The 22,107-nt window shown below is 71.1% G+C and carries 24 protein-coding genes and 1 pseudogene; 13 read left to right on the top strand and 12 right to left on the bottom strand.

All coding sequences use genetic code 11. The features are described from left to right. Positions 1–3: 3 nt before the first annotated feature. The 7 genes from AB0C20_RS07995 to AB0C20_RS07965 all read left to right on the top strand — a co-directional run bounded on the left by AB0C20_RS07995 (position 4) and on the right by AB0C20_RS07965 (position 7,817). Positions 4–762 (top strand): maleylpyruvate isomerase family mycothiol-dependent enzyme, encoded by a 759-nt coding sequence (locus AB0C20_RS07995; RefSeq protein ID WP_357183872.1) that lies wholly within the window; start codon positions 4–6, stop codon positions 760–762. Between the two features lie 227 nt (positions 763–989). Continuing rightward, positions 990–2,294: an extracellular solute-binding protein gene (locus tag AB0C20_RS07990; RefSeq protein WP_357567621.1), complete on the top strand. Its 1,305-nt coding sequence runs from the start codon at positions 990–992 to the stop codon at positions 2,292–2,294. 69 nt (positions 2,295–2,363) lie between these two features. Continuing rightward, positions 2,364–3,362: a sugar ABC transporter permease gene (locus tag AB0C20_RS07985; protein WP_357183866.1), complete on the top strand. Its 999-nt coding sequence runs from the start codon at positions 2,364–2,366 to the stop codon at positions 3,360–3,362. Beyond that, complete coding sequence (locus tag AB0C20_RS07980) at positions 3,359–4,192, top strand: carbohydrate ABC transporter permease (protein ID WP_357183863.1); 834 nt, start codon at positions 3,359–3,361, stop codon at positions 4,190–4,192. Before AB0C20_RS07985 ends, AB0C20_RS07980 begins: the two co-directional genes overlap by 4 nt. Further along, positions 4,189–5,601, top strand: a complete 1,413-nt coding sequence (locus tag AB0C20_RS07975) for a GH1 family beta-glucosidase (protein WP_357183860.1) — start codon at positions 4,189–4,191, stop codon at positions 5,599–5,601. Before AB0C20_RS07980 ends, AB0C20_RS07975 begins: the two co-directional genes overlap by 4 nt. A 19-nt stretch (positions 5,602–5,620) precedes the next feature. After that, a complete protein-coding gene (locus AB0C20_RS07970) occupies positions 5,621–6,628 on the top strand; it encodes a LacI family DNA-binding transcriptional regulator (RefSeq protein WP_328651999.1) in 1,008 nt (335 codons plus the stop codon). Between the two features lie 292 nt (positions 6,629–6,920). Next, positions 6,921–7,817, top strand: coding sequence for a GNAT family N-acetyltransferase (locus tag AB0C20_RS07965; RefSeq protein WP_357183857.1), 897 nt, complete (start codon positions 6,921–6,923; stop codon positions 7,815–7,817). Between the two features lie 18 nt (positions 7,818–7,835). Here the strand turns inward: AB0C20_RS07965 and AB0C20_RS07960 are convergent, their stop codons facing one another. Beyond that, the gene (locus tag AB0C20_RS07960) at positions 7,836–7,958 is read right to left on the bottom strand and encodes a hypothetical protein (RefSeq protein ID WP_357183854.1); all 123 of its coding nucleotides are present in this window, start codon (positions 7,956–7,958) and stop codon (positions 7,836–7,838) included. Between the two features lies 1 nt (position 7,959). Beyond that, a complete protein-coding gene (locus AB0C20_RS07955; RefSeq protein WP_357183851.1) occupies positions 7,960–8,751 on the bottom strand; it encodes an EI24 domain-containing protein in 792 nt (263 codons plus the stop codon). Positions 8,752–8,951: 200 nt separating this feature from the next. Between AB0C20_RS07955 and AB0C20_RS07950 the strand changes: the two genes are divergently transcribed. Genes AB0C20_RS07950 through AB0C20_RS07930 form a run of 5 tightly spaced genes read left to right on the top strand, consistent with a single transcriptional unit; the run spans position 8,952 to position 13,518 of the window. Next, positions 8,952–9,860 (top strand): ABC transporter ATP-binding protein, encoded by a 909-nt coding sequence (locus tag AB0C20_RS07950; protein WP_357183848.1) that lies wholly within the window; start codon positions 8,952–8,954, stop codon positions 9,858–9,860. A gap of 13 nt (positions 9,861–9,873) precedes the next feature. Continuing rightward, positions 9,874–10,608, top strand: coding sequence for an ABC transporter permease (locus AB0C20_RS07945; protein WP_357183845.1), 735 nt, complete (start codon positions 9,874–9,876; stop codon positions 10,606–10,608). An 11-nt stretch (positions 10,609–10,619) separates the two neighbouring features. Further along, complete coding sequence (locus tag AB0C20_RS07940; protein ID WP_357183842.1) at positions 10,620–11,888, top strand: sensor histidine kinase; 1,269 nt, start codon at positions 10,620–10,622, stop codon at positions 11,886–11,888. Beyond that, positions 11,882–12,526, top strand: a complete 645-nt coding sequence (locus AB0C20_RS07935) for a response regulator transcription factor (protein WP_357183934.1) — start codon at positions 11,882–11,884, stop codon at positions 12,524–12,526. Before AB0C20_RS07940 ends, AB0C20_RS07935 begins: the two co-directional genes overlap by 7 nt. A gap of 23 nt (positions 12,527–12,549) precedes the next feature. Next, positions 12,550–13,518 (top strand): WYL domain-containing protein, encoded by a 969-nt coding sequence (locus AB0C20_RS07930; protein ID WP_357567620.1) that lies wholly within the window; start codon positions 12,550–12,552, stop codon positions 13,516–13,518. Here the strand turns inward: AB0C20_RS07930 and AB0C20_RS07925 are convergent. The 6 genes and pseudogenes from AB0C20_RS07925 to AB0C20_RS07900 form a co-directional block, all read right to left on the bottom strand. Continuing rightward, positions 13,509–14,423: an SDR family oxidoreductase gene (locus AB0C20_RS07925; RefSeq protein WP_357567619.1), complete on the bottom strand. Its 915-nt coding sequence runs from the start codon at positions 14,421–14,423 to the stop codon at positions 13,509–13,511. The two genes, AB0C20_RS07930 and AB0C20_RS07925, sit on opposite strands and share 10 nt — an antisense overlap. Before the next feature lie 55 nt (positions 14,424–14,478). Further along, the gene (locus AB0C20_RS07920) at positions 14,479–15,216 is read right to left on the bottom strand and encodes an alanyl-tRNA editing protein (RefSeq protein ID WP_238660113.1); all 738 of its coding nucleotides are present in this window, start codon (positions 15,214–15,216) and stop codon (positions 14,479–14,481) included. 11 nt (positions 15,217–15,227) lie between these two features. Continuing rightward, entirely contained in the window at positions 15,228–16,115 is an 888-nt protein-coding gene (locus tag AB0C20_RS07915; protein ID WP_357183833.1) for an alpha/beta hydrolase, read from the bottom strand. Further along, positions 16,112–16,426 (bottom strand): DUF2516 family protein, encoded by a 315-nt coding sequence (locus AB0C20_RS07910; protein ID WP_357183830.1) that lies wholly within the window; start codon positions 16,424–16,426, stop codon positions 16,112–16,114. The genes AB0C20_RS07915 and AB0C20_RS07910 overlap by 4 nt, the downstream gene beginning before the upstream one ends. A 71-nt stretch (positions 16,427–16,497) precedes the next feature. Continuing rightward, complete coding sequence (locus AB0C20_RS07905) at positions 16,498–17,133, bottom strand: hypothetical protein (RefSeq protein ID WP_357567618.1); 636 nt, start codon at positions 17,131–17,133, stop codon at positions 16,498–16,500. Positions 17,134–17,246: 113 nt separating this feature from the next. Next, positions 17,247–17,717 (bottom strand): annotated as a pseudogene (locus AB0C20_RS07900) (helix-turn-helix transcriptional regulator); the annotation flags it as partial. 112 nt (positions 17,718–17,829) lie between these two features. On the opposite strand from AB0C20_RS07900, the gene AB0C20_RS07895 reads away from it, so the two are divergent. Continuing rightward, the gene (locus AB0C20_RS07895) at positions 17,830–18,627 is read left to right on the top strand and encodes an alpha/beta hydrolase (RefSeq protein ID WP_112726771.1); all 798 of its coding nucleotides are present in this window, start codon (positions 17,830–17,832) and stop codon (positions 18,625–18,627) included. 7 nt (positions 18,628–18,634) lie between these two features. Here the strand turns inward: AB0C20_RS07895 and AB0C20_RS07890 are convergent, their stop codons facing one another. From AB0C20_RS07890 to AB0C20_RS07875, 4 genes are all read right to left on the bottom strand, one after another. Beyond that, positions 18,635–19,594: an asparaginase gene (locus tag AB0C20_RS07890; protein ID WP_357567617.1), complete on the bottom strand. Its 960-nt coding sequence runs from the start codon at positions 19,592–19,594 to the stop codon at positions 18,635–18,637. A gap of 94 nt (positions 19,595–19,688) precedes the next feature. Continuing rightward, positions 19,689–20,516, bottom strand: a complete 828-nt coding sequence (locus AB0C20_RS07885) for a 3-keto-5-aminohexanoate cleavage protein (protein WP_210782456.1) — start codon at positions 20,514–20,516, stop codon at positions 19,689–19,691. A gap of 23 nt (positions 20,517–20,539) precedes the next feature. Beyond that, positions 20,540–21,652, bottom strand: coding sequence for a folate-binding protein (locus AB0C20_RS07880; protein ID WP_357567616.1), 1,113 nt, complete (start codon positions 21,650–21,652; stop codon positions 20,540–20,542). Further along, complete coding sequence (locus tag AB0C20_RS07875) at positions 21,649–22,077, bottom strand: Fur family transcriptional regulator (RefSeq protein WP_124820328.1); 429 nt, start codon at positions 22,075–22,077, stop codon at positions 21,649–21,651. Before AB0C20_RS07875 ends, AB0C20_RS07880 begins: the two co-directional genes overlap by 4 nt. Between the last annotated feature and the right edge of the window lie 30 nt (positions 22,078–22,107).

Raw genomic sequence — 22,107 nt, 5'->3', positions numbered from 1 at the left:
GCGATGAGCAGACTGCAGGGCAGCAAGGATTTCTGGATCGGGGCGCTCCGGACGGAGGGTCCGGCTTTCGCGGCGGCGGTGGCCGAGGCGCCGCCGGAGACACCGGTGCTGTCCTGTCCGGGCTGGACGGTCAACGACCTCACACTGCACATGGCCGGCATCTACCACTGGGTTTCGTCGTTCGCCGGTTCCGGCCAGACCAGCCAGCCGCCTCGGCGGGAGAAGATCGAGGCCGACCCGGCCGTGAACGCGCTCCAGCTGTGGCAGCAGGGTTACGACAGGGTGATGACAGTCTTCGACGGGCTCGACCCCGAGGCGTCGGCGTGGAACTGGGCCCCGCAGCCGAAGAAGGCCGGTTTCTGGCCGCGTCGGATGGCGCACGAGACGGCTGTGCACCGTTGGGACGCCCAGCTCGCCATCGGGGCTGGTGACCCGGTGGAGGCGAAGCTCGCGGCCGACGGGGTGAGTGAGGTGCTGGACACGTGGCTGCCGGCGGGCCGGCGGCAGGTGCCCGGTGACTGGCACGGGGTGGTCCAGCTCTGCGCGACCGATGCGGCCCAGGAGTGGTATCTGCGGTTGCGCGGCGAGGGGGTGGCGCTGCTCGACACCGCGACCATCTTCGACCACGACGATCACCACGCCCGCGCCCAGGTCAGCGGCACGGCGAGCGACCTGCTGCTGGCGCTCTGGGGTCGGGTGAGCTTCGAGACGCTGGACGTCGCCGGTGACCGCACCCTGTTGGACGGTCTGCGCACCGGCTGACCGACCACCACGAACGAGGGCGTCACCCCATTCGGGGTGGCGCCCTTCGTCGATGTCAGGGGTTCCGCCGCCTTCCGGACACCGCACCGGGGCGAGCGTTCATCACGGGACCACAACGCTGAGAGAGCGCTCTCTTGACAGTGGGTTGGTGACCCACCACCCTGTCGTGAGAGCGCTCTCTTAGCCATCTGCCATCACCCGCCCGCCTTGAGAGAGGTCGATAACCAATGGCTGTCTTCCCGCGCCGCCGCCTCGCCGCGGTGGCCCTCGCCACCGCCACCGCCCTGCTCGTCACCGCTGGCTGCGGCGGCGGCGACGAGCCGGGCGACGGACCGGTCACCCTGACCGTCTACGTCTTCGGCCAGTTCGGCTACGAGCAGCTCTACCAGGAGTACATGAGCGCGAACCCCGGCGTGAAGGTCGTCGAGCGCGGCACCGGCACCAACCTCGACGAGTACTCACCGAAGCTCACCCAGTGGCTCGCCGCCGGCCGGGGCGCCGGCGACGTGGTGGCCATCGAGGAGGGCCTGCTTGTCGAGTACAAGGCCAATCCGGCGAACTTCGTCAACCTGCTGGACCACGGTGCCGCCGACCTCAAGGGCAACTTCCTGGAGTGGAAGTGGAACGCCGGTCTGACCGCCGACGGCAAGCAGCTCATCGGCCTCGGTACCGACGTCGGCGGGATCGCCATGTGCTACCGCAAGGACCTCTTCCAGAAGGCCGGCCTGCCCACCGAGCGCGCCGAGGTTTCCAAGCTCTGGCCCACCTGGCCGGACTACATCGCCACCGGTGAGAAGTTCGTCGCGGCCAAGACCGGGGCGTCCTTCCTCGACGCGGCCACCAACACGTTCAACACGATCCTGCTGCAGACCGCCGGCAACAGCAGCGGCTACAGCTACTACGACACCAGCGAGAAGCTGGTCGTCGACAGCAACCCGGCCGTGCGACAGGCCTACGACACCACAATGGACATCATCGACTCGGGGCTCTCCGGCAAGTACGGCTCCTGGTCGGAAGAGTGGGTCTCCGCCTTCAAGCAGTCGAAGTTCGCCACCATCGCCTGCCCCGCCTGGATGACCGGCGTCATCGAGGCCAACGCCGGCACTGCCGCCCAGGGCAAGTGGGACATCGCCCAAGTCCCCGGCAACGGCGGCAACTGGGGTGGATCGCACCTCGCCGTGCCCAAGCAGAGCAAGCACCAGGCCGAGGCGATCAAGCTGGCCAAGTTTCTGACCAGCGCCAAGGGGCAGATCGGGGCGTTCAAGGCCAAGGGTCCGCTGCCCTCCTCGCCGCAGGCGCTCGACGACCCGGCGATCACCGGCGCTACCAACGCGTACTTCTCCGGGGCACCGGTCGGCGCCATCTTCGGCACCGGCGCGAAGAGCCTGAAGCCGGTCTACATGGGCCCGAAGAACCAGGCCGTACGGACCGAGGTGGAAAACGCCGTACGGACCGTGGAGCTGGGTCAGCGCAGCCCCGCGCAGGGCTGGACCGACGCGGTGACCAACGCGAAGAAGGCCGCCGCCAAGTAGCCCGAGCGAGCGTGCGGGCGGGCCTCGGAGCAGAGGTCCCGCCCGCACGACGGAAAGGAGTTCTCGGGCATGACCGTCCAGCTCGACGCCCGCCCGCCGGCAACACCGGCAACCGGTAACCGCCGCCAGTCCGCGGGTCGGCTCAGTCGATTCGACACCCGCTTCTCCCCGTACCTCTACATCGCCCCGTTCTTCCTGATCTTCGGCATCTTCGGGGCGTACCCGCTGGCGTACACCTTCTGGGTCTCGCTGCACGACTGGGACCTGCTCGGAGCCGACCACCCCTTCGTCGGGGCGGAGAACTACACCCGGCTGCTGGCCGACGTCGACTTCTGGCACGCGCTGGTCAACACGCTGGGGATCTTCGTCATCTCGACAGTTCCGCAGTTGCTGGCCGCCCTCTGGCTGGCCAACCTGCTCAACCGGGGCCTGCGTGGGCGCACCGGTTGGCGGATGGCGGTGCTCGTCCCCAACGTCACGTCCACCGCCGCGGTGGCGATCGTGTTCGGTGTGCTCTTCGGCCGCGAGTTCGGGATGATCAATTGGCTGCTCGACCTGGTCGGGATGGACGCGATCGAGTGGAAGTCCAACCGGCTGGCCTCCTGGGTGGCCATCTCCGCCATGGTCGACTGGCGGTGGACCGGCTACAACGCGCTGATCCTGCTGGCCGCGATGCAGGCCATCCCCCGCGACCTGTACGAGGCGGCGGCGATCGACGGCGCCAACCGGGCCCGGCAGTTCTGGTCGGTCACAGTGCCGCTGCTCAAACCGACGATCATCTTCTGCGCCATCATCGCCACCATCGGCGGCCTGCAACTCTTCACCGAGCCCCGGATGTTCCACTCCGGCACCAACCCGATCCGTGGTGGGCCGCTGCGCGAGTCGCAGACGCTGACCATGTACATGTTCGAGAACGCCTTCGCCCCGCACTACAACTTCGGGTACGGCTCGGCAGTGGCCTGGCTGCTCTTCGCGCTCATCGCGATCGTCGCGGCGGTCAACGTGCTGCTCCTGCGCCGCCTCGGCGGCGGAGCGCGCCCCAGCGCCCGGAAGGGAACCACCCGATGAGCCGGCTCTGGCGGGCCAGCCCGCTCACCTACCTCGCCCTGATCGTCGCCGTCGGCCTGTCGGTCTTCCCGATCTGGTGGATGTTCGTCGTCGCCAGCCGCAGCAACGACGCGATGGGCCAACTGCCACCCCCGGTCACCCCCGGCGGCAACCTGGGCGCCAACATCGCCCGCCTGTTCGACAACACCGACGCGTACTTCCTGACCGGCCTGATCAACTCGGCGATCGTCGCGACCACTGTGACCGTCTCCGTGGTGTTCTTCTCCAGCCTGGCCGGGTTCGCCTTCGCCAAGCTCAGGTTCCGTGGCCGCAACGCCCTGCTGCTGGTGATCATCGCGACGATGATGGTGCCGACGCAGCTCGGCGTGATCCCGCTCTACCTGCTGATGACCAAGCTGCACTGGAACGACCGGCTGCCAGCGGTCATCGTCCCGGTGCTGGTCACCGGGTTCGGGGTGTTCATGATGCGGCAGTACGCCGGCCAGGCCATCAGCGACGAACTGATCGAGGCCGCCCGGATGGACGGCTGCGGCACCGCCCGGATCTGGTGGCACGTCGTGCTGCCCGCCCTGCGTCCCGCCGCCGCAGTCCTCGGTCTGCTCACCTTCATGACCACCTGGAACGACTTCCTGTGGCCGTACGCTGTATTGAACGATCCGGCGAATCCGACGGTGCAGCTGTCCCTACGAGCACTGTCGGACGGGTATTACCAGGACATGTCGCAGGTGTTCACCGGAACGGCCATCGCGACGCTGCCCCTGCTACTGGTCTTCGTGTTGTTCGGCCGGCAGATCATCGGCGGAATCATGGAAGGTGCGGTCAAGGCGTGAACGAGCGGAGCGAGCCAACCAACCGGCCCAGCAACGAGATCCGGTTTCCCGAACACTTCCTCTGGGGGGCGGCCACCGCCGCGTACCAGATCGAGGGTGCGGCCCGCGACGACGGTCGCGGTCCGTCCATCTGGGACACATTCAGCCGTACGCCGGGCAAGGTGTACCAGGGCCACACCGGCGACGTCGCCTGCGACCACTACCACCGGTACGCCGACGACGTGGCGCTGATGGTCGAGCTGGGCCTTCGGGCGTACCGGTTCTCGGTCGCCTGGCCGCGGATCCAGCCCGACGGCACCGGCCCGGCCAACCCCCGTGGGCTGGACTTCTACGACCGACTCACCGACACGCTGCTCGACAGGGGAATCGACCCGATCGTCACCCTCTACCACTGGGACCTGCCGCAGGCCCTCGGTGACCGGGGCGGCTGGACCAACCGGGACACCGCCGAACACTTCGCCACCTACGCCACAGCGGTGTACGCCCGCCTCGGCGACCGGATCGACGTGTGGACAACGCTCAACGAGCCGTGGTGCTCGGCCTACCTCGGTTACGCCAACGGCCTGCACGCTCCGGGTGAGCAGGATCCGGCGGCGGCCTTCACCGCCGTACACCATCTGCTGTTGGGGCACGGCCTGGCGGCGCGGGCCTTGCGGGCGGCCGGCGCGCGCAGCGTGGGTGTCACCGTCAACCCGGCCGACGTGCGCCCGGCCGACCCGCAGAGCGCCGCCGACGCCGCAGCGGTCCGCCTGGTCGACGGCCTGCACAACCGGATCTTCCTCGACCCGCTGCTGGCCGGCGGCTACCCGGACGACGTCCGCGAGCACGTGGCCCGGATCGTCGAGCCGACGTTCATCCGCGACGGCGACGAGAAGGTGATCGCCGCCCCGATCGACCTGCTCGGCATCAACTACTACGCACCGAGTTACGTGGCCGGTCGGCCCGACGGCGCCGGCAACGGCGCGTACCCGGGCACCGAGGGCGCTGTGCACTTCCTGCCACCGGCCGGGCCGCTCACCGACATGGGTTGGATGATCGAACCAGCCGGGCTCACCCGGCTGCTGGAGCGGATCGCCGCCGACTACCCCGGTGTGCCGCTGCTGATCACCGAAAACGGTGGCGCGTTCCCCGACAAGCCCGGCGCCGACTCGCCCGACGGACCAACGCAGGTGATCGACGCCGATCGCATCGCCTACCTCGACGGGCACCTCCGTGCGGCGCACGAGGCGATCTCCCGGGGCGTGGACCTGCGCGGTTATCTCGTATGGTCATTCCTGGACAACTTCGAGTGGGCGGAGGGTTACCGCAAGCGGTTCGGGATCGTGCACGTCGACTACCTGACCCAGCGGCGCACACCGAAGGCCAGCGCCCGGTGGTACCAGGAGGTGATCTCCCGGAACGGGCTGTGACGAGCGGGGGGAAAGCGCGATGACGACGGCGCAGCGGCCGACGCTCGAGGCGGTGGCAGCGCGGGCCGGGGTGTCCCGCGCCACCGTTTCCCGGGTGGTCAACGGCTCCACCACCGTCGCCGAACCGATCCGCGAGGCGGTCACCCGGGCGGTCGCCGAGTTGGGGTACGTCCCCAACCTGGCGGCCCGCAGCCTCGTCACCCAGCGCACCGACTCGATCGCCCTGGTCATGCCGGAGGCGGCCACCCGGGTCTTCTCCGACGACCAGGTCTTCCCCGGCATCATCCGGGGCGTCAGCCAGGAGCTGGAGGCGGCCGACAAGCAACTGGTGCTGATGCTCGCCGGCTCGCCGGCCGGGCACCACCGGGTCGAGCGGTACACCACCGGCCGGCACGTCGACGGCGTGCTCTTCGCGTCGCTGCACGGTGCCGACCCCCTGCCCGGCACGCTGGCCCGACTCGGCATCCCGGTGGTGGTCAGCGGCCGCCCGCTCGGCGACGTGCCCGTCCCGTACGTCGACGTCGACCACGTGGGCGGGGTGACCGAAGCCGTCCGGCACATGATCGACAGCGGTCGTCGGCGGATCGCGACCATCGCCGGGCCACAGGACATGGTGGCCGGGATCGAACGGCTCAGCGGCTACCGCAGCACTGTCGCCGACGCGGGGCTTCCCGAGCTGATCGCCATCGGTGACTTCACCCGGGAGTCCGGGTCGGCGGCGATGCGCCGCCTGCTCGCCGAGCATCCCGACCTCGACGGCGTCTTCGCCGCCTCCGACCTGATGGCGCACGCCGCCCTGCGGACGCTGCGCGAGGCTGGTCGGCGGGTGCCCGACGACGTGGCGGTGGTCGGCTTCGACGACATCGAGACCGCCGCCTACACCGAGCCGCCGCTGACCACCGTCCGGCAGCCGATCGTGGAACTCGGCCGCCGGATGACCCGCCAACTGCTCCGGCTGGCCGCCGGGGAGAGCATCGAGCAGGCGATCATGCTCCCCACCGAGCTGATCCGCCGCGCCTCCGCCTAACCCCAGCCCGTGCCGCGCCCGCCGTGCGGTCCGCACCGCGCCCACCCCCCAAGATCCGCACAACTTCAGGGAGATAGTGGTCTCCCAGCGCTCGGAGGCCACTCTTTCCCTGAAGTTGCTGCCTGCCGAGCGGTCACGGGCGGACGGCGAATGGTTAATTCGTCGCTTCGGCGGACGATCGTCGCTAGCCTCGCCGGCATGCCGGATCCTGTTGCGTTGCTGCACGTGTTCAGCCGTTCCCACCAACTCGTCTCGGTCGGGGCGGTCGCCGCCGTACGGATGGGGGCCTGACATGCGGATCCGGGTGGCACAGCCGGACGACGCCCCGGGCGTGGTGGCCCTCCGGACGACGGTCTACCCGTATCTGGTGCGCGGGGTCGAGTCGACCCGGAAGATGCTCGCCGAGCCCCCACCCGAGGAGGGCTGGATCGCCTTCGTGGCCGAGGTCGACGACCGGGTGGTCGGGTGGACGTCCGCGCAACGCTCCGGCTGGACCTCCACCCCGGACTTCGGCGAGATCTCGATGCTGCACGTGCACCCGGAACACCGGCAACAGGGCCTCGGCACGGCGCTGCTGACCACCGCCACCGACCACCTCCGCCAGTTGGGAATCCGTCGGATACGCGCGATGGCGCAGACGGACGGGCTGCCGTTCGCTCGCCGGCACGGTTACGAGCCCAGCCGGGAGGTGCGCTACTCGGCGCTCGACCTCAACCCGGCACCCGCGCTCCCCGAGCCGCCCCCGGGCGTACGACTGTTGCCGATCTCCGACCTGGACCCGCACCTGCTGTACGAGGCCGACGTGGCCTCGGCCGCCGACGAGCCGGGCGACGTGCCGGTCGACTCGATCAGCTACAAGAGCTGGCAGTACGACGTCTGGAACAACCTCGGCCTGGACAAGGCGGCCAGCACCGTCGCCGAGGTAGATGGTGCGGTCGCCGCCTTCAGCCTGGTGAAGCGGGACGGAGACCGGATGTGGTCGGACTTCACCGGCACCATCCCGGAATACCGGGGGCGGGGCCTCGCCCGGCTCACCAAGACCGCCGCGCTGCACCGGGCAGCTGCGGACGGCGTGCGCGTCGCGTACACCTCGAACGACGCGGCGAACGGGCCGATGCTCGCGATCAACACACGACTGGGCTATCGGCCGGTGGCATCCCAGTGGACCTGCCTGGCCGACGTGACCTGACCGGCAGCCACCCGCGCGTCAGCGACCCCCGCCCGCGCCGATCTTGCACTTTCGGTCGCCGATATGCACGGAATGCCCCCTATGCCGCGACAGAATGTGCAAGATCGCGGAAAGGTGCGGCTCGACCAGGGTGATCTCCACGTCAGCCCTCCTCGATCGGCTGGCCCATCGAGCGGCGGGCCAGCAACGTGGCACCGGCGACCGCGGCCGGCATGATCAGCACGGCGCCGAGCGGGATCAGGAAGCAGAGGAAGACGGCCACTCCGAAGCCGAGCGCTGTGGGTCGGTCGGCCTTCAGGATCGTCCGGCGCTGCGGCAGCCGCATCCCCCGTCGGTAGAACGGCGCACCCACCAACTCCACGGCGAGGAACCACCCGCCCACTGCCGCCCCGATGACCGGGACGACAGTCTGGCCGACCACCGGGATGAAGCCGGCGACGAAGAGCGGGATGCCGACCAACGCCGTGAGCGCCACCAGGCGTACCGAGTCGGCGAGGCTGCGGCGCAGCGACGACCAGAAGGGCACGTCCACCGCGCCCGGCGTGCCGCCGTACCGCTGCTCGACCTGCTCGGAGATCTTCTCGTAGAACGGGTCGCCGATGACCAGGGTGACAGCGGTGAAGGTGAGCACTCCAAGCAGGCCGCCGAGCCCCAGGAAGGCCAACCCGGCGATCACCCGGACCAGGCTGCGGCCGGTGCTCGACCAGTCGTCAGCGAAGGGGGTTACCAACGCGGCGAGATCGTCCACGAAGTACACCAGTGCGGCGAGCGCGGCCAGGAAGAGCACGCCGGAGATCAGCGCCGGCACGATGCCGAGCAGCATCAGCCCCGGGCTGCGGACGTAGAGGCCCAACCCGCGCAGGAGCAGCCCCGCCCCGGCGAGGAAGCGTCCGACGACCCCGGTCACCGGGCTGGCGATTCTGCTGGCATCCACGATCGAGCAGCCTAACCAGCCGTGATCGGATCCGCCGGGCGGAGCGCTAGCAGCGACTCACCTCGTACACATCAACCGGTTGACGGACGGCAGTGATCCACCGGGGACGCCGAGGTTCGTCGCTGACCGGTCGATTCGCCGCCGGGTCACCCCGACAACCCTTGAGGGGTACGAAGTCAGCGGCGGCGGAAGGCGGCACGATGCCGGTCATCGAGGTGACCCACCTGAAGAAGCGGTACGGCGACCTGGTGGCGGTGGACGACGTGTCGCTCGCCGTGGAGGCCGGCGAGATCTTTGGCGTCCTCGGTCCGAACGGCGCCGGCAAGACCACCACAGTCGAGTGTGTGGCCGGGCTGCGTGTCCCCGACGGGGGCGGGGTGTCGGTCCTCGGGCTCGACCCCCGCCGGGACGCGGCCCAGCTACGCCAGCGGGTCGGGGTGCAACTCCAGGAAAGTCAACTGCCGGACCGGCTTCGGGTGGCCGAGGCGCTGGAGCTGTACGCCTCGTTCTACAGCAACCCGGCCGACCCGGCCGCGCTGATCGACAAGCTGGGCCTCGGCGACAAGCGGAACACCGCGTACAAGAAGCTCTCCGGCGGTCAGAAGCAGCGGCTCTCCATCGCGCTGGCCCTGGTGGGCAACCCGGAGATCGCCATCCTCGACGAGCTGACCACCGGGCTGGACCCGCAGGCCCGCCGGGACACCTGGGGCCTCATCGAGCAGGTCCGCGACAGCGGGGTGACGATCGTGCTGGTCACCCACTTCATGGAGGAGGCCGAGCGGCTCTGCGACCGGGTCGCGGTGATCGACCGGGGGCGGGTGGTTGCCCTGGACAGCCCGGCGGGCCTGGTGTCGACTGTGGCTCCGGAGCAGCGGATCCGGTTCCGGCCGTCGGCCCCGGTCGACGATCGGCTCCTCACCGACCTGCCCGAGGTGTCCGCCGTGCAGCGAACCGGCAGCCAGGTGGTGGTGACCGGCACCGGGGAGTTGCTGCACGCCGTCACCTCGGTGCTCGCCCGCCACCAGATCGTCGCCGCGGACCTGCGGCTGGAGCAGTCCACCCTCGACGACGCCTTCGTCGAGCTGACCGGGCATCGGCCCGCCAACTGAGAGGGAGCCGGCAATGCACGCCTTCCGCAACATCCTGAGAACCGAGGCGCGGCTCTACCTGCGGGACCTGCCGACGCTCCTCACCACGATCGGGCTGCCCACGCTGATCCTGGTGGTGCTGGGACTGATCCCGTCGCTGCGCAAGCCGGATCCGACCTTCGACGGGCAGACCTTCGTCAGCTATTTCGCCCCGTCGCTGCTGGTGGTCACCCTCGCCATGGTCGGGGTGAACATCCTGCCTTCGGTGCTGGCCACCTACCGGGAACGTGGCGTGCTGCGTCGGCTGGCGACCACCCCGGCGCACCCGGCGGCTCTGCTCGCGGCCCAACTGGTGCTGGCCCTGGCCGGGATCCTGGCCAGCGCGCTGCTGCTCATCGTCGTCGCCCGGCTCGCGTTCGGGGTGCCGTTCCCCCGGCACCCGCTCGGCTTCACGCTGGCGTTCATCCTCGGCACGGCCGCGCTGTTGTCGCTCGGACTGCTGGTCGCCGCCGTGGCCCGCACGACGAAGGCGGCCCAGGCCCTGGCCGTGCCGCTGTTCCTGGTGACCATGTTCTTCGGCGGGGTCTACCTGCCTCGGTTCCTGCTCCCGGACGTCGTGGCGCGGATCGGCGACTACACGCCGCCCGGGGTGCAGGCACTCCTCGACGCCTGGACCGGCACCCCGCCGCAGCCGCTGCACCTGGGGATAATGGCGGTGATCGCCGTGGCGGCCGGCGCCAGCGCGGCGAAACTGTTCCGCTGGGAGTGAGCGGAGATGCGATGACCTGCAACGGTGGGCACGACCGTCTGGCCAGTTGGCGGGAACGCGAGGCGAGCCTCTATCGGGTGTTCCCCTTCGGCGGGCTGACCCTGGGCACCCTGCTGGCCCTCGTCGCACCGGCACCCGCTCATCTTGGGGCACTGCCCACCCTCGCCATCGCCGTGGCGGCCGGATGCTGGGTCGCCTGGTTCGTCACACTGCACCCCGGCTGGCAGAGTCGGCGCACGCTGATGGCGGTCTACTACGCCGGCCTGCTCACGTTCGCCGCCGCACTGGTGGCCGCCAGCCCGTGGTACGGCTTCTTCGCCTGGATCGGCTACATCCACGCCTTTCCGGTGCTGCCCGGGCGCTGGCGGGTCGCCGGCGTGGTCACCACTGCCGCCCTGGTCGCCACGTCGCAGGGCGGTGGCCTGTCGGTGGTGGTGTCGCACCTGCCACTCTGGCTGGTGCTGGTGCTGTTCAACCTGGTGGTGGCCGGCTCGGTGAGCTGGTTCGCGATGGTCGCCGAACAGGAGGACGCCAAACGCAAACGGTTGGTGGCGGAACTCGGCGAGACCAACCGCCAACTCACCGAGACGGCCAGTGAGAACGCCGGGCTGCACGCCCAACTGCTCACCCAGGCCCGGGAGGCCGGCGTGCTGGACGAACGGCAACGGATGGCGCGCGAGATCCACGACACCCTGGCGCAGGGGTTGACCGGCATCATCACCCAGTTGGAGGCGGCCGAGCAGACCCGCGACCGGTCCGCCGATTGGCGTCGGCACGTCGACAACGCGCTCGCCCTGGCCCGGGAGAGCCTCACCGAGGCCCGCCGTTCGGTACAGGCGGTCCGTCCGGAACCGTTGGAGACGGCCCGGCTACCGGACGCCCTCGTCGATCTGGGCGGGCGCTGGTCGGCACTGAACGGGGTACGGGCCGACGTGGCCACCACCGGCACCCCCCGCCCACTGCACCCTGAGGTCGAGGTGACACTGCTGCGGGCCGCCCAGGAGGCGCTGTCCAACGTGGCCCGGCACGCTGCCGCGTCGCGGGTCGGGCTGACCCTGTCGTACATGGCGGACGTGGTCACGCTCGACGTCCGTGACGACGGGGCGGGCTTCGACCTCACCGACCAGCCGCTGCCCCGTGAGCCGGGCGGCGGGTACGGGCTGACCGCCATGCGGCAACGGGTGACGAGGGTCGGTGGCGAGTTGGCAGTCGAATCCGAGCCGGGCGGCGGCACCGCCATCTCGGCGTCCGTCCCCGCGCTACCCGGAGGTGCCTGTTGACCGCCCCGGTTCGACTGCTGATCGTCGACGACCATCCGGTCGTGCGGGACGGCCTGCGGGGGATGTTCACCGGCGACCCCGATTTCGAGGTGGTGGGCGAGGCCGCGGACGGTTCGGAGGCGTTGGCCCTGGTCGCGACGCTGCGGCCGGACGTGGTGCTGATGGATCTGCGGATGCCCGGCATGGACGGGGTGACCGCCATCGGCAGGCTGGCTCGCGCCGGCAGCACCGCCCGGGTGCTGGTGCTCACCACCTACGACACGGACGCTGACGTGCTGCCGGCGATCGAGGCCGGCGCGACCGGTTACCTACTCAAGGACACGCCTCGGGAGGACCTGGTTCGGGCGGTCCGGGCTGCGGCCCGGGGCGAGTCGGTGCTCGCGCCCAGCGTCGCCGGCCGGCTGATGGGCCGGCTGCGCGCTCCCGCCGAGGAGCCGCTCAGTCAACGGGAGTTGGAGGTGCTCACCCTAGTGGCCCGGGGTGCCTCCAACCGGGAGGCGGCGACCCGCCTGTTCATCAGCGAGGCCACAGTCAAGACGCACCTGCTGCACCTGTACGCCAAGCTCGGGGTCAACGACCGGGCTGCCGCGGTGGCCACCGCGTACGACAGGGGTTTGCTGACGCCCGGCGGGCGCTGAGCGGCACCGGGCAGGATGGGCGGATGCGCGCGTCCCGACTGATCTCGTTGCTGTTGCTGTTGCAGTCGCGCGGGTCGATGACCGCGAGCGAGCTGGCGCGGGAGCTCGAGATCTCCGAGCGGACCGTCTACCGGGACGTCCTGGCGCTCTCCGCGGCGGGCGTGCCGGTCTATGCCGACCGGGGGCGAGCCGGCGGTTACCGCCTGCTCGGCGGGTACCGCACCCGACTGACCGGGCTGACCCGGGACGAGGCGGAGGCGCTCTTCCTCAGCGGGCTACCCGGGCCGGCCGGCGAGATGGGGCTCGCCGACGCTGTCGCGTCCGCCGAGCTGAAGGTGCTCGCCGCGCTGCCGCCCGCCCTGCGTGACGCGCCGGCCCGTGCCGGGCAGCGGTTCCACCTGGACGTGCCGGGCTGGTTCCGGGAGACCGCGCCACCACCCTGGTTGCCCGAGCTGGCGCGGGCGGTCTGGGGCGACCGGGTGGTGGAGCTGCGCTACCGACGCGGCGACCGGGAGGTGACCCGCCAGGTCCAGCCGTACGGCCTGGTGCTCAAGAGCGGGGTCTGGTATCTGGTCGGCCGGGTCGGCGACGATGTGCGCACCTACCGGGTGGACCGGGTCACCGGGGTCGAGGTGGGCGACGAGCACTTCGACCGCGACGAGGGCTTCGACCTGGCCGGGCACTGGCGCGAGCAGGCCGGGTCGTTCCTGCGGACCATGCTGCGGGCCGAGGTCGCCGTCCGGCTGAGCCCCGCCGGCCTGCGCCAGCTCCGGCACCAGGTCGATGCCCCCTTCGTGTACGACGAACTGGTCGCCGCCGCCAGCCCACCCGACGGGCAGGGCTGGGTGGTGGCCCGGCTGCCCGTCGAGTCGGTCCCGGTGGCGTACCGCCAATTGCTGGGGCTCGGCCCCGAGGTCGAGGTCCTCGATCCACCCGAGCTGCGGCGGTTGTTCGCGGAGAGCGCCGACCGGCTAGCTGCGCTCTACCGGTAGCCGGTCACGTCCGACGGCTTGCCCGCGTCGACCACCTCGGTGATGTAGCGGAAACCCTCGGGTTGGCTGCCGTCGAGGTCGGTGAAGCCGTACACCTTGGACAGCGTGCCGGCGTCGACGGACTTGCCGCTCCAGCGGGCCTTCTCCTCGTCGGCGGCGAGCGCGGCCACCGCCCGGCCGACGAAGGCCGGGGTCTCCGAGATGAGGAAGTTCGGGTCGGTGGCGGCACCGTCGCGCCAGTTCTCCTCGGTCACGCCGAAGTGCTCCAGCATCGCCTCGGAACGGATCCAGCCGGGGGTGAGTGCCACTGCCGTGCAGCCGTGCGGCGTCAGCTCGTGCGCCTGACTGAAGGCGAGCCGGTTGACCGAGACCTTGGCCAGGTCGTAGAAGACCGACAGCCGATAGTTCTCGTCGTTGTACGCCTTGGTGCCGTCGCCCATCTCCACCACCAGGCCGCCGGGCTTGCGGATCAGCAGCGGCAGGGCGAAATGGCTGGTGATGATGTGCGTGTCGACGGCCAGTCGCAGCGTACGGAAGCCGGCGTCGAGCGGCTGCTCCCAGACCGGCTTGTCCCAGGTGACCAGTGGGTCGCCGCCCCAGATGTCGTTCACCAGCACGTCGAGTTGGCCCTGCTCGGCGTCGATCCGGGCGACCAGGTCGCGGACCTGCTCGGGCACCAGGTGGTCGACCTGAACGGCGATGCCGGTGCCGCCGGCCGCGCTGACCAGCTCGGCGGTCTCCTCGATGGTCTCCGGCCGGTCCATCTCGGAGCGGCCGGCCCGGGAACTGCGACCGGTGGCGTAGACAGTGGCACCGGCCGCGCCGAGCTGAACGGCGATCTGCCGCCCGGCACCACGGGTGGCACCGGCGACGAGCGCGATCTTTCCTGTGAGCGGTTGTGTCATGCCTGCGACGCTGTCAGGAATACCTGACAACCGACGTCCGAATTCGTTACTCGATCTAGTCGACCAGTCGGACCCGGACCCGACGGTTGGCCCGGCCCTTGCTCTCCACCTTGACCACCTGCACCTTGCCGATCTGGGCGGTGGAGGCGACGTGGGTGCCGCCGTCGGCCTGCACGTCCAGCCCGACGATGTCGACGATCCGGACCTCCTGCTCATCCGGCGGAATGAGGTTGGACTGGGTACGGATGATGTCCGGCAGGGCCAGCGCCTCGGTGCGCGGCAACACCCGGGTGGCGACCGAGCGGTCGGCGGCCACCTCGGCGTTGACCAACTCCTCGATGCGGCTCTTGAAGTCCGGGGGAACCTCGGGGAGGTTGAAGTCCATCCGGGCCTCGCCCGGCTCCATCGAGTTGCCGGTCACCAGCGCGCCGAAGTCGCGGAACACCACACCGCAGAGCACGTGCAGCCCGGAGTGGGTACGCATCAGCCGAGTGCGGCGCTCGTCCTCCACCGCGCCGACGACCTCGGTGCCGACCGGCGGCAGCGGGTCACCCTCGGCGGGGATCAGGTAGGGGTCGTCGCCCTTGCGGGTGCCGACGATCCGGGTCTGCACCCCCTGCCAGAGCAGCACGCCGTGGTCGGGTGGTTGACCACCGCCGCCCGGGTAGAACGCCGAACGGTCCAGCACGATGCCCTGCTCCGCATCGGCGTGCAGGACCGTGCACGTCCATTCGCGCAGTGTCGGATCGGCAAGGTCAAGCCGGTGCGTCCGGCCGTGCTGTGTGACGCCCATGACAGGGCAGGCTACTCGTTCAGGAAGCCGGAGATGCGGTCCCGCAGATCGGCGCGTTCCGACCAGAGCACGCCGGGTCTGTCGTACACGTGCAGGGTGGCCTGGGGCAGCGCGACGGCGAGCCGCTCGGCGGCCTCGACCGGGTGCAGGTCGTCGCCCGCGCAACCGATCACCAGCGCCGGCGCGGTGACCCCCGTCAGGTCGCCGATCTGGCGCAGCGGTGTCTGGTCGGTGAGCGTGGCCAGACCGTCGGCGAGACCGTCGCGGAGCAGCTGGTCCAGCCGTTGTCGCAGGTAGGCCCAGCCGGCCGGGGTGTTGCGCACCGCCGGGGGCAACTCCAGCGTGACGATGTCGGCGACCGCCGAGGCGTCCCCGCTCTCCACCGCCTCCAGCAGGTCGGTGACGCGCTCCCGGGCGACCGGCCCGCGTGGCTCGTCGAGGACCGCCGGCAGGAAGAAGACTAGCTTGTCGAAACGCTCCGGGCTCTCCACGAGGAGCCGGCAGAGGGCACCCGCGCCGAGGCTCGCGCCGAACGCCCGGCTGGCGCCGCCGAGGTCGGCGATCGCCCGCAGATCCCGGGCCAGGTCCAGGTAGTCCCACGGCCCGTCCGGGGCAACGGATCGGCCGTGCCCGCGGAACTGGAAGAACACCTTGCGGCCGTTCACCCCACTGCCGAACGGTCGGGTGGTGGCGATGCCATGGCCCAGCCCGTGCGCGAACACGGTGACCGGATCACCGGTGCCGGTGACCAGCCGCTCCAGTCGTACGCCGTGCGGGGTGGTGACCAGCTCGGTCTCCGGCTCCGGCAGCGCCGGCCGGCCGGTACGCGGCCCACCCGGCCCGGGCCCCCAGGTGCGGGGTCCGCTGTCGGGTGGGGGCGGCCAGCGAAAACCTCTCACCAGAACCCTTTGCCGTCGCTGAGGTCACGCAGACCGACCCGTACGTCGAGCAGGTAGATCAGACCGGCGGCGATGCCGATCAGTCCGAAGAGGCTGATCGGACCGAAGCCGAGCAGGGTGAGCACGAGGCAGACCGCCAGGATGGCGATCCAGCCGCCCTTGGGCAGCGTCCCGATGGCGGGGAAGGCGTCGGAGCGCTGCGTGACGGCGTGCACCAGCGCGACACCCTGGATGATCAGCGCGAAGACGAGCAGAATCAGCTCGATCACGTAGCGGACTTCGAACGCGAAGATCGGCGCGGCGTTGGCCATGTCGGCCAGTTTATGTCCACGACCCCGGCTACGTCCGACAAGGACGCCGCCGGGGTCGTCGACACGACGAGCTACTCGGCGACCGGACGGGTCCGCTTGGTGGCCCGGGGGAGCTTCGCCGACGGGGTCTCGGCCGGCTTGGCGGCCTTCGGCGCGCGGGCGACCTTCTTGACCGCGGCCGGCTTGGCCTCGGCGATCTCGGCCACGTCGGCCGGGGTCGGCGCGTCGGCCGGGGCCGCGACGGTGGGGGTGGTGGTGGCCGCAGTAGGGGCCGGCGTCACGGCCTCGGTGGCCTCGATGTCGGCGTTGACAGTCTCGGCGGCCTCCAGCACGCCGGCACCGACGACCCGCTCGCCCCGGGCGACCAGCGCGCCGTACGCGGCGAACGCCCGCTCCTGGGCGACCTGGGCACTCGCGACCACCAGGGCGGCGTTACGGGTCGCGGCGGCGCGCAGCTTGTCGATGTCGGCCACCTCGCGCAGCTTCGCCAGGTCGGCGGTCTCGTTGGCGGTGCGCAGCGTCTCGGTGGCCTTCTGCTTCAGCTCGAAGCCGGTCAGCACGGCCCGGCCACCCAGGTCGGCGACGACCCGGGTGCTGAGGACGCCGACCACGGCCGGCAGCTTGCGCAGCTGCTCGATGGCCAACTCACCGGCGCCGGCCGCGGCGTAGATCGGGGCGGGGATGCGGTTGGTCTTCGGCTCGCTCATGACGTCTCCTCTTCGGCCGCCTCGGCGGCCTTCTTCTTCTGGGGGATGCTGGTGCTGCCCGGGGCGGGAGCGGTGCCCGCCTCGGTGACGGCTACCGACTCGAGCACTGCCTCGGTCGGGGTGCCGCCGACGGTGGTGGGGCCGGTGGCGGCCACATTGGCCAGATCCGCGGCCTGGCTGGCGGGCTGGCTGGTGGCCTGGTCGGGCTGGGGGGTCTCGGCTTCGGCCTGGGCCTCGGCCAGCCGGGTGTTCTCCCGGCGGAACGTCTCGTAGATCTGACTGAGCGACTGCTTCTGCGCCATCGTCAGGTCGGCGTCCACGGCGATCGCGGCGAGCACCCCGTGGCCTTCCTTGTCGTCGAGCAGACCGGCGCGCAGGTACATCGCCGGCGTGGAGACCCGCAGCGCGCTCGCCAGTTGCTGGAGCACCTCGGCGCTGGGCTTGCGCAGGCCGCGCTCGATCTGGCTGAGGTACGGGTTGCTGACCCCCGCCTGCTCGGCGAGCTGCCGAAGCGAGATCTTGGCGTTGCGCCGCAGATCGCGGATGAACCCGCCGACGTCGGGAAGGTCCTTGGGTGTGGCCATGCCAGCGACGCTAACCGCCTGCGCTAGCTCTTGCAAGCAAAACGCTAACCATAGTTAGCAAGGTCTCAGGACCCCGTTTGCGCGCCGCTCGACCGATCCGTACGGTCCGTCCGTGCACAAGATCACAGTCAATGGAGCAAGCATCGCGTACGACGAGGCCGGCACCGGTTCGCCAGTCGTCCTGCTGCACGCCGGAATCGCCGACCGGCGGATGTGGCGGGGGCAGGTGTCGGCGCTCGCCGCCCGGCACCGGGTGATCGTCCCGGACCTGCGCGGCTACGGAGACTCGGAGCTCCCGCCGACCCCGTTCACGCACCACGACGACGTGGCCGGGCTGCTGGACGCGCTCGACCTGCCCCGGGCCGCCCTGGTCGGCTGCTCCTTCGGTGGTGCTGTCGCCATCGACACCGCGCTGGCCCACCCCGACCGGGTGAGCGCGCTCGCGCTGTTCGACACGGCGGTATCCGGCAACGAGTGGTCCGACGAGGCGAACGACCTCTGGGACGGCCTGGTCGGCGAGGTCGACCCGGACGACTTCGTCGCCGGCGCGGCCGGTGAGGTGCGGTTCTGGGTGGTCGGCCCGCACCGCCAGCCGGAGGACGTCGACACGGAGCTGGTCGCGTTCGCGCAGGAGATGGACCAGCGTGCCCTCGCCGCCGAGCTGGCGCTCGGCGCGGTCGAGGTGGGAGAGCTGTCGCCACCGGCGATCGGTCGTCTCGGTGAGCTGAAGATCCCCGTCCTGGTCACCGCCGGCGCCGCCGACGTGCCGGACATCAGTCGGCTCGCCGACCGGATCGCCGCCGAGGTCCCCGGCGCGGTACGACTGCCCGACGTGCCGGACGCCGCGCACCTGCTGCCGCTGGAGCGTCCGGAGCCGGTCAACGCCGCACTGCTCGACTTCCTGAGCTAGCGCGCAGTCACCAGAGCGAACGGACCCCCCCGACCGGGACCCCGCCGCCGAAGAGCGGCACCTCGGCGTACTCGGTCAGCACCGGGGCCTCCACGCCCAGCCGGCGCAGCGCGGAGACCAGTACCGGCATCCGGGCCCGGTCGGCGCCGTCGTCGATCTTCAGTGCGACGGCGCCGACGCCCGGCAGCGCCACGGCGATCACGCCCTCGGCACCGACCTTGGCCAGCAGCCCCGGGACACCACGCATCAGCCGGGTGTCGTCGGCCTGGGTGCCACCCACGATCTCCGGGTACGCCCGCATCGCGTCGGCCACAGTGCGCGGCACCGAGCCGGGCTCGGCGTCGACCAGCCGGAGGTACGCCCCGGCCAGGCCGGCCAGCGACACCGCGAGGACCGGAGCACCGCAACCGTCGACCCCCACCGCAGCCGCCTGCTCGCCGGTGAACTCCTCGATGGCGGCCCGCAGCCGCTGCTGAAGCGGGTGCTCCGGCCTCCAGTAGCCCTCCCGCGACCAACCGGCGGCCTCACAGGTCAACAGCATCCCGCTGTGCTTGCCGGAGCAGTTCATCTGCACCCGGCTCGGGCCGCCACCGGCCCGGAGCACCGCCTCCCGGGCCGCGGCCCCCACCGGCAGGTCGGGCGGGCAGTGCAGCGCCGACGGGTCCAAGCTGGCGCGCTCCAGCAGCGCACCGACCCGGGCCAGATGGAATTCTTCGCCGGCGTGGCTCGCCGAGATCAGCGCCACGTCGGCCGGGTCGGTCAGGGCGAGGCCGGCCCGAAGCATCCCGATCGCCTGCATCGGCTTGCTGGCCGAGCGGGGGAAGATCGGCGAGGTCACGTCCCCGGCGGACGCCACCGCGACACCGGCGGCGTCCAGCACCACCACCGAGCCGCGGTGCGCACCCTCCACGAACCCGGACCGGACCACCTCGGCGAGCGGCGCGCCGCCCTCGTACGTCTTCGTCACGCGCTGGACGGTACCGACGGTCCGGGGGTGCCCGGCGGCGGGGTGACCAGGACGTCCATCGCCCGGGTGACAGGGGCGCGGGACAGACCCGGCCTTACAGCCCGAGCAGCTCGCGGGCCTCGGTCGTGGTCAGCGGCGGGCGCTGAGCGAGCTGGGCGAAGCCGACCGCGCGGGCGACCAACTGCATGTTGGACTCCACCGGGCGGCCCTTCGCGTACGTCACGGTGTCCTCCATGCCGACCCGCAGGTGCCCGCCGGTCGACAGCGAGGCCAGCAGCACAGCGATGGTGCTCCGGCCGACGCCGGTGGCCGAGAAGGTGGTGCCCTCGGGCAGGTCCCGCAGCATCCGGTGGGCCGCGACAAGGGTCTCGGTGGTGCCCGGCATACCGCCCGGCACGCCCATCACGAAGTCGACGTGCACGTGCCCGCCGGCCGGCAGCCCGTACTTGCCGAGCAACCGCTGCAACGCGGACAGGTGGCCGAGGTCGAAGATCTCGTACTCCGGCACGATCCCGCGTTCCTGCATCCGGGTGTGCAGGTCGACGATGAACTCCCAGCGGTTGAGGAAGACGTCGTCGCCGAAGTTGACGGTGCCCATGGTGCAGGAGGCCATGTCCGGACGGGCGTCGAGCACTGCGAGCCGGGCGGCCTCCGGGTCGGTCACCGCGCCACCGGAGGAGAGCTGCACGATCAGGTCGGTGCTCTCCCGCAGCGCCGCCACGGTGTCGGCCAGCCGCACCGGGTCGAGCGTCGGCCGGGCCTCGTCGTCGCGGATGTGGACGTGGATCACGGCGGCGCCGAGCGCCTCGCACTCCTTGGCGGTGAGCAGCAACTCGTCGAGGGTCACCGGCAGCGCCGGCACCTCCGCCTTGGCCGACTCAGCGCCGGTCGGGGCCACCGTGATCAACGTCCCTGTCGTCATGCCGGCGATCCTAGACGGCCCGCTCAGGACGGGTCGATCGCCGCCGCGGTCTCGCCGATCAGCAACGCGGCGTCGTCCGGGACGTTCCGCTTCAGCACCGCGAGAGCGACCTGGCCCAGCTCGTGGTGCAGCACTGCGGTGCCGACGAAGCCGACCGTCCGGCCGTCGAGGGTCACCGGCGTACCGGCCACCGGCGGCTGATCGGTGGTCACCCCGTCCAGATGCAGCAGTACGAGGCGACGTGGCGGGCGGCCCATGTTGTGCACCCGCGCCACAGTCTCCTGCCCCCGGTAGCAACCCTTGTCCAGATGCACCGCCGGGGCGATCAGGTCGACCTCGGCCGGAATGGTCCGGTGGTCGGTGTCCACCCCGACCCGGGGCTGCCGGGCGGCCACCCGGATCGCCTCGTACGCCCACAGCCCCGCGACCGGCACTCCGGCGCCGCGCAGCTCCGCCACCACCTGGTCCATCGCCGAGCGGGGCACCAGCAGGTCCACGCCGAGCGGACCACGTCGGGCCCAGCCGCCGATCGGCAGCGGTCGTACGTCGTACCGAGCGCTCGCCCGCTGTGGCACGGCACCGTGCGGGAACTTCGGACCCGGCACCGCGACCACGTCCGGCGCGGCGAGCCCGGTCACGCCGAGCGTGCCGAGCGCCTCCATGGCCTCCGGCCCGACCAGCGACAAGAGTGCCCGCTCGGCGGTCGCGTCGCGTGGTTCGACCTTGCTGAAGAACCGCATCTTCTCCAGGTAGGTCAACAGACCCTGGGTCGCGCCCGGCTCGGTGTCCAGCCAGGTGGTCTCGCCGTCCTCCGCGACCATGGCGTGCTGCTCGATGTGGCCGTGCGGGGACAGCACCAGCAGTTCGGTGCCCTCACCGGCCGCCAGCGCGTTCAGGTGCTGTGAGGTGACGGTGTGCAGCCAACTGGACCGCTCTTCCCCGGGCACCGCGATGACCCCCCGATGCGACCGGTCGACCAGACCGACAGCGGTGTCGAGAGTGCGCTGCTCGCGCAGCGGGTCGCCGTAGTGCGCGGCCACCCCCCGCACCCCGGCCGCGACGTGCGCCGGATCGGGCTGGTCACGGCTGGCCTCGTCGATGCCCTCGACGGCCACCGCACCCGCGATGTCGATCATTTTTCGTCCCCGTTCTCGCAGCGTGCGCAGACGCCGAAGAGTGACACGTGCCCGATGTCCACCCGGAACCCGCGCTGCGCGGCCAACTGGTCGGCGAGGGGGCGGAGCAGCTCCGGATCGATCTCGTCGATCGCGCCACACTCCCGGCAGACCAGGTGGACGTGTTGGTGTTCACCGGCGGCGTGATAGGTCGGTGAGCCGTGCGACAGGTGCGTGTGGGTGACCAGACCGAGCCGTTCCAACAGCTCGAGCGTGCGGTAGATGGTGGTGATGTTGACGCCGGCGGCGACCTCCCGGACCGCGGTGTGCACCTGCTCCGGGGTGGCGTGGCCCAGATCGAGCACCGCCTGGAGGACGAGCTGCCGCTGGGCCGTCAGCCGCAGCCCACGGGCCCGCAGCATTTCCGCGAGGGAGGATTCGGACACCGTCCGATCATAGTTCGGCCACCAGGCTGT

It is taken from the genome of Micromonospora sp. NPDC048843 (genome assembly GCF_040649965.1).
GTDB classification, from domain to species: domain Bacteria; phylum Actinomycetota; class Actinomycetes; order Mycobacteriales; family Micromonosporaceae; genus Micromonospora; species Micromonospora hortensis.
This window is presented reverse-complemented; position numbering and strand designations above follow the sequence as displayed.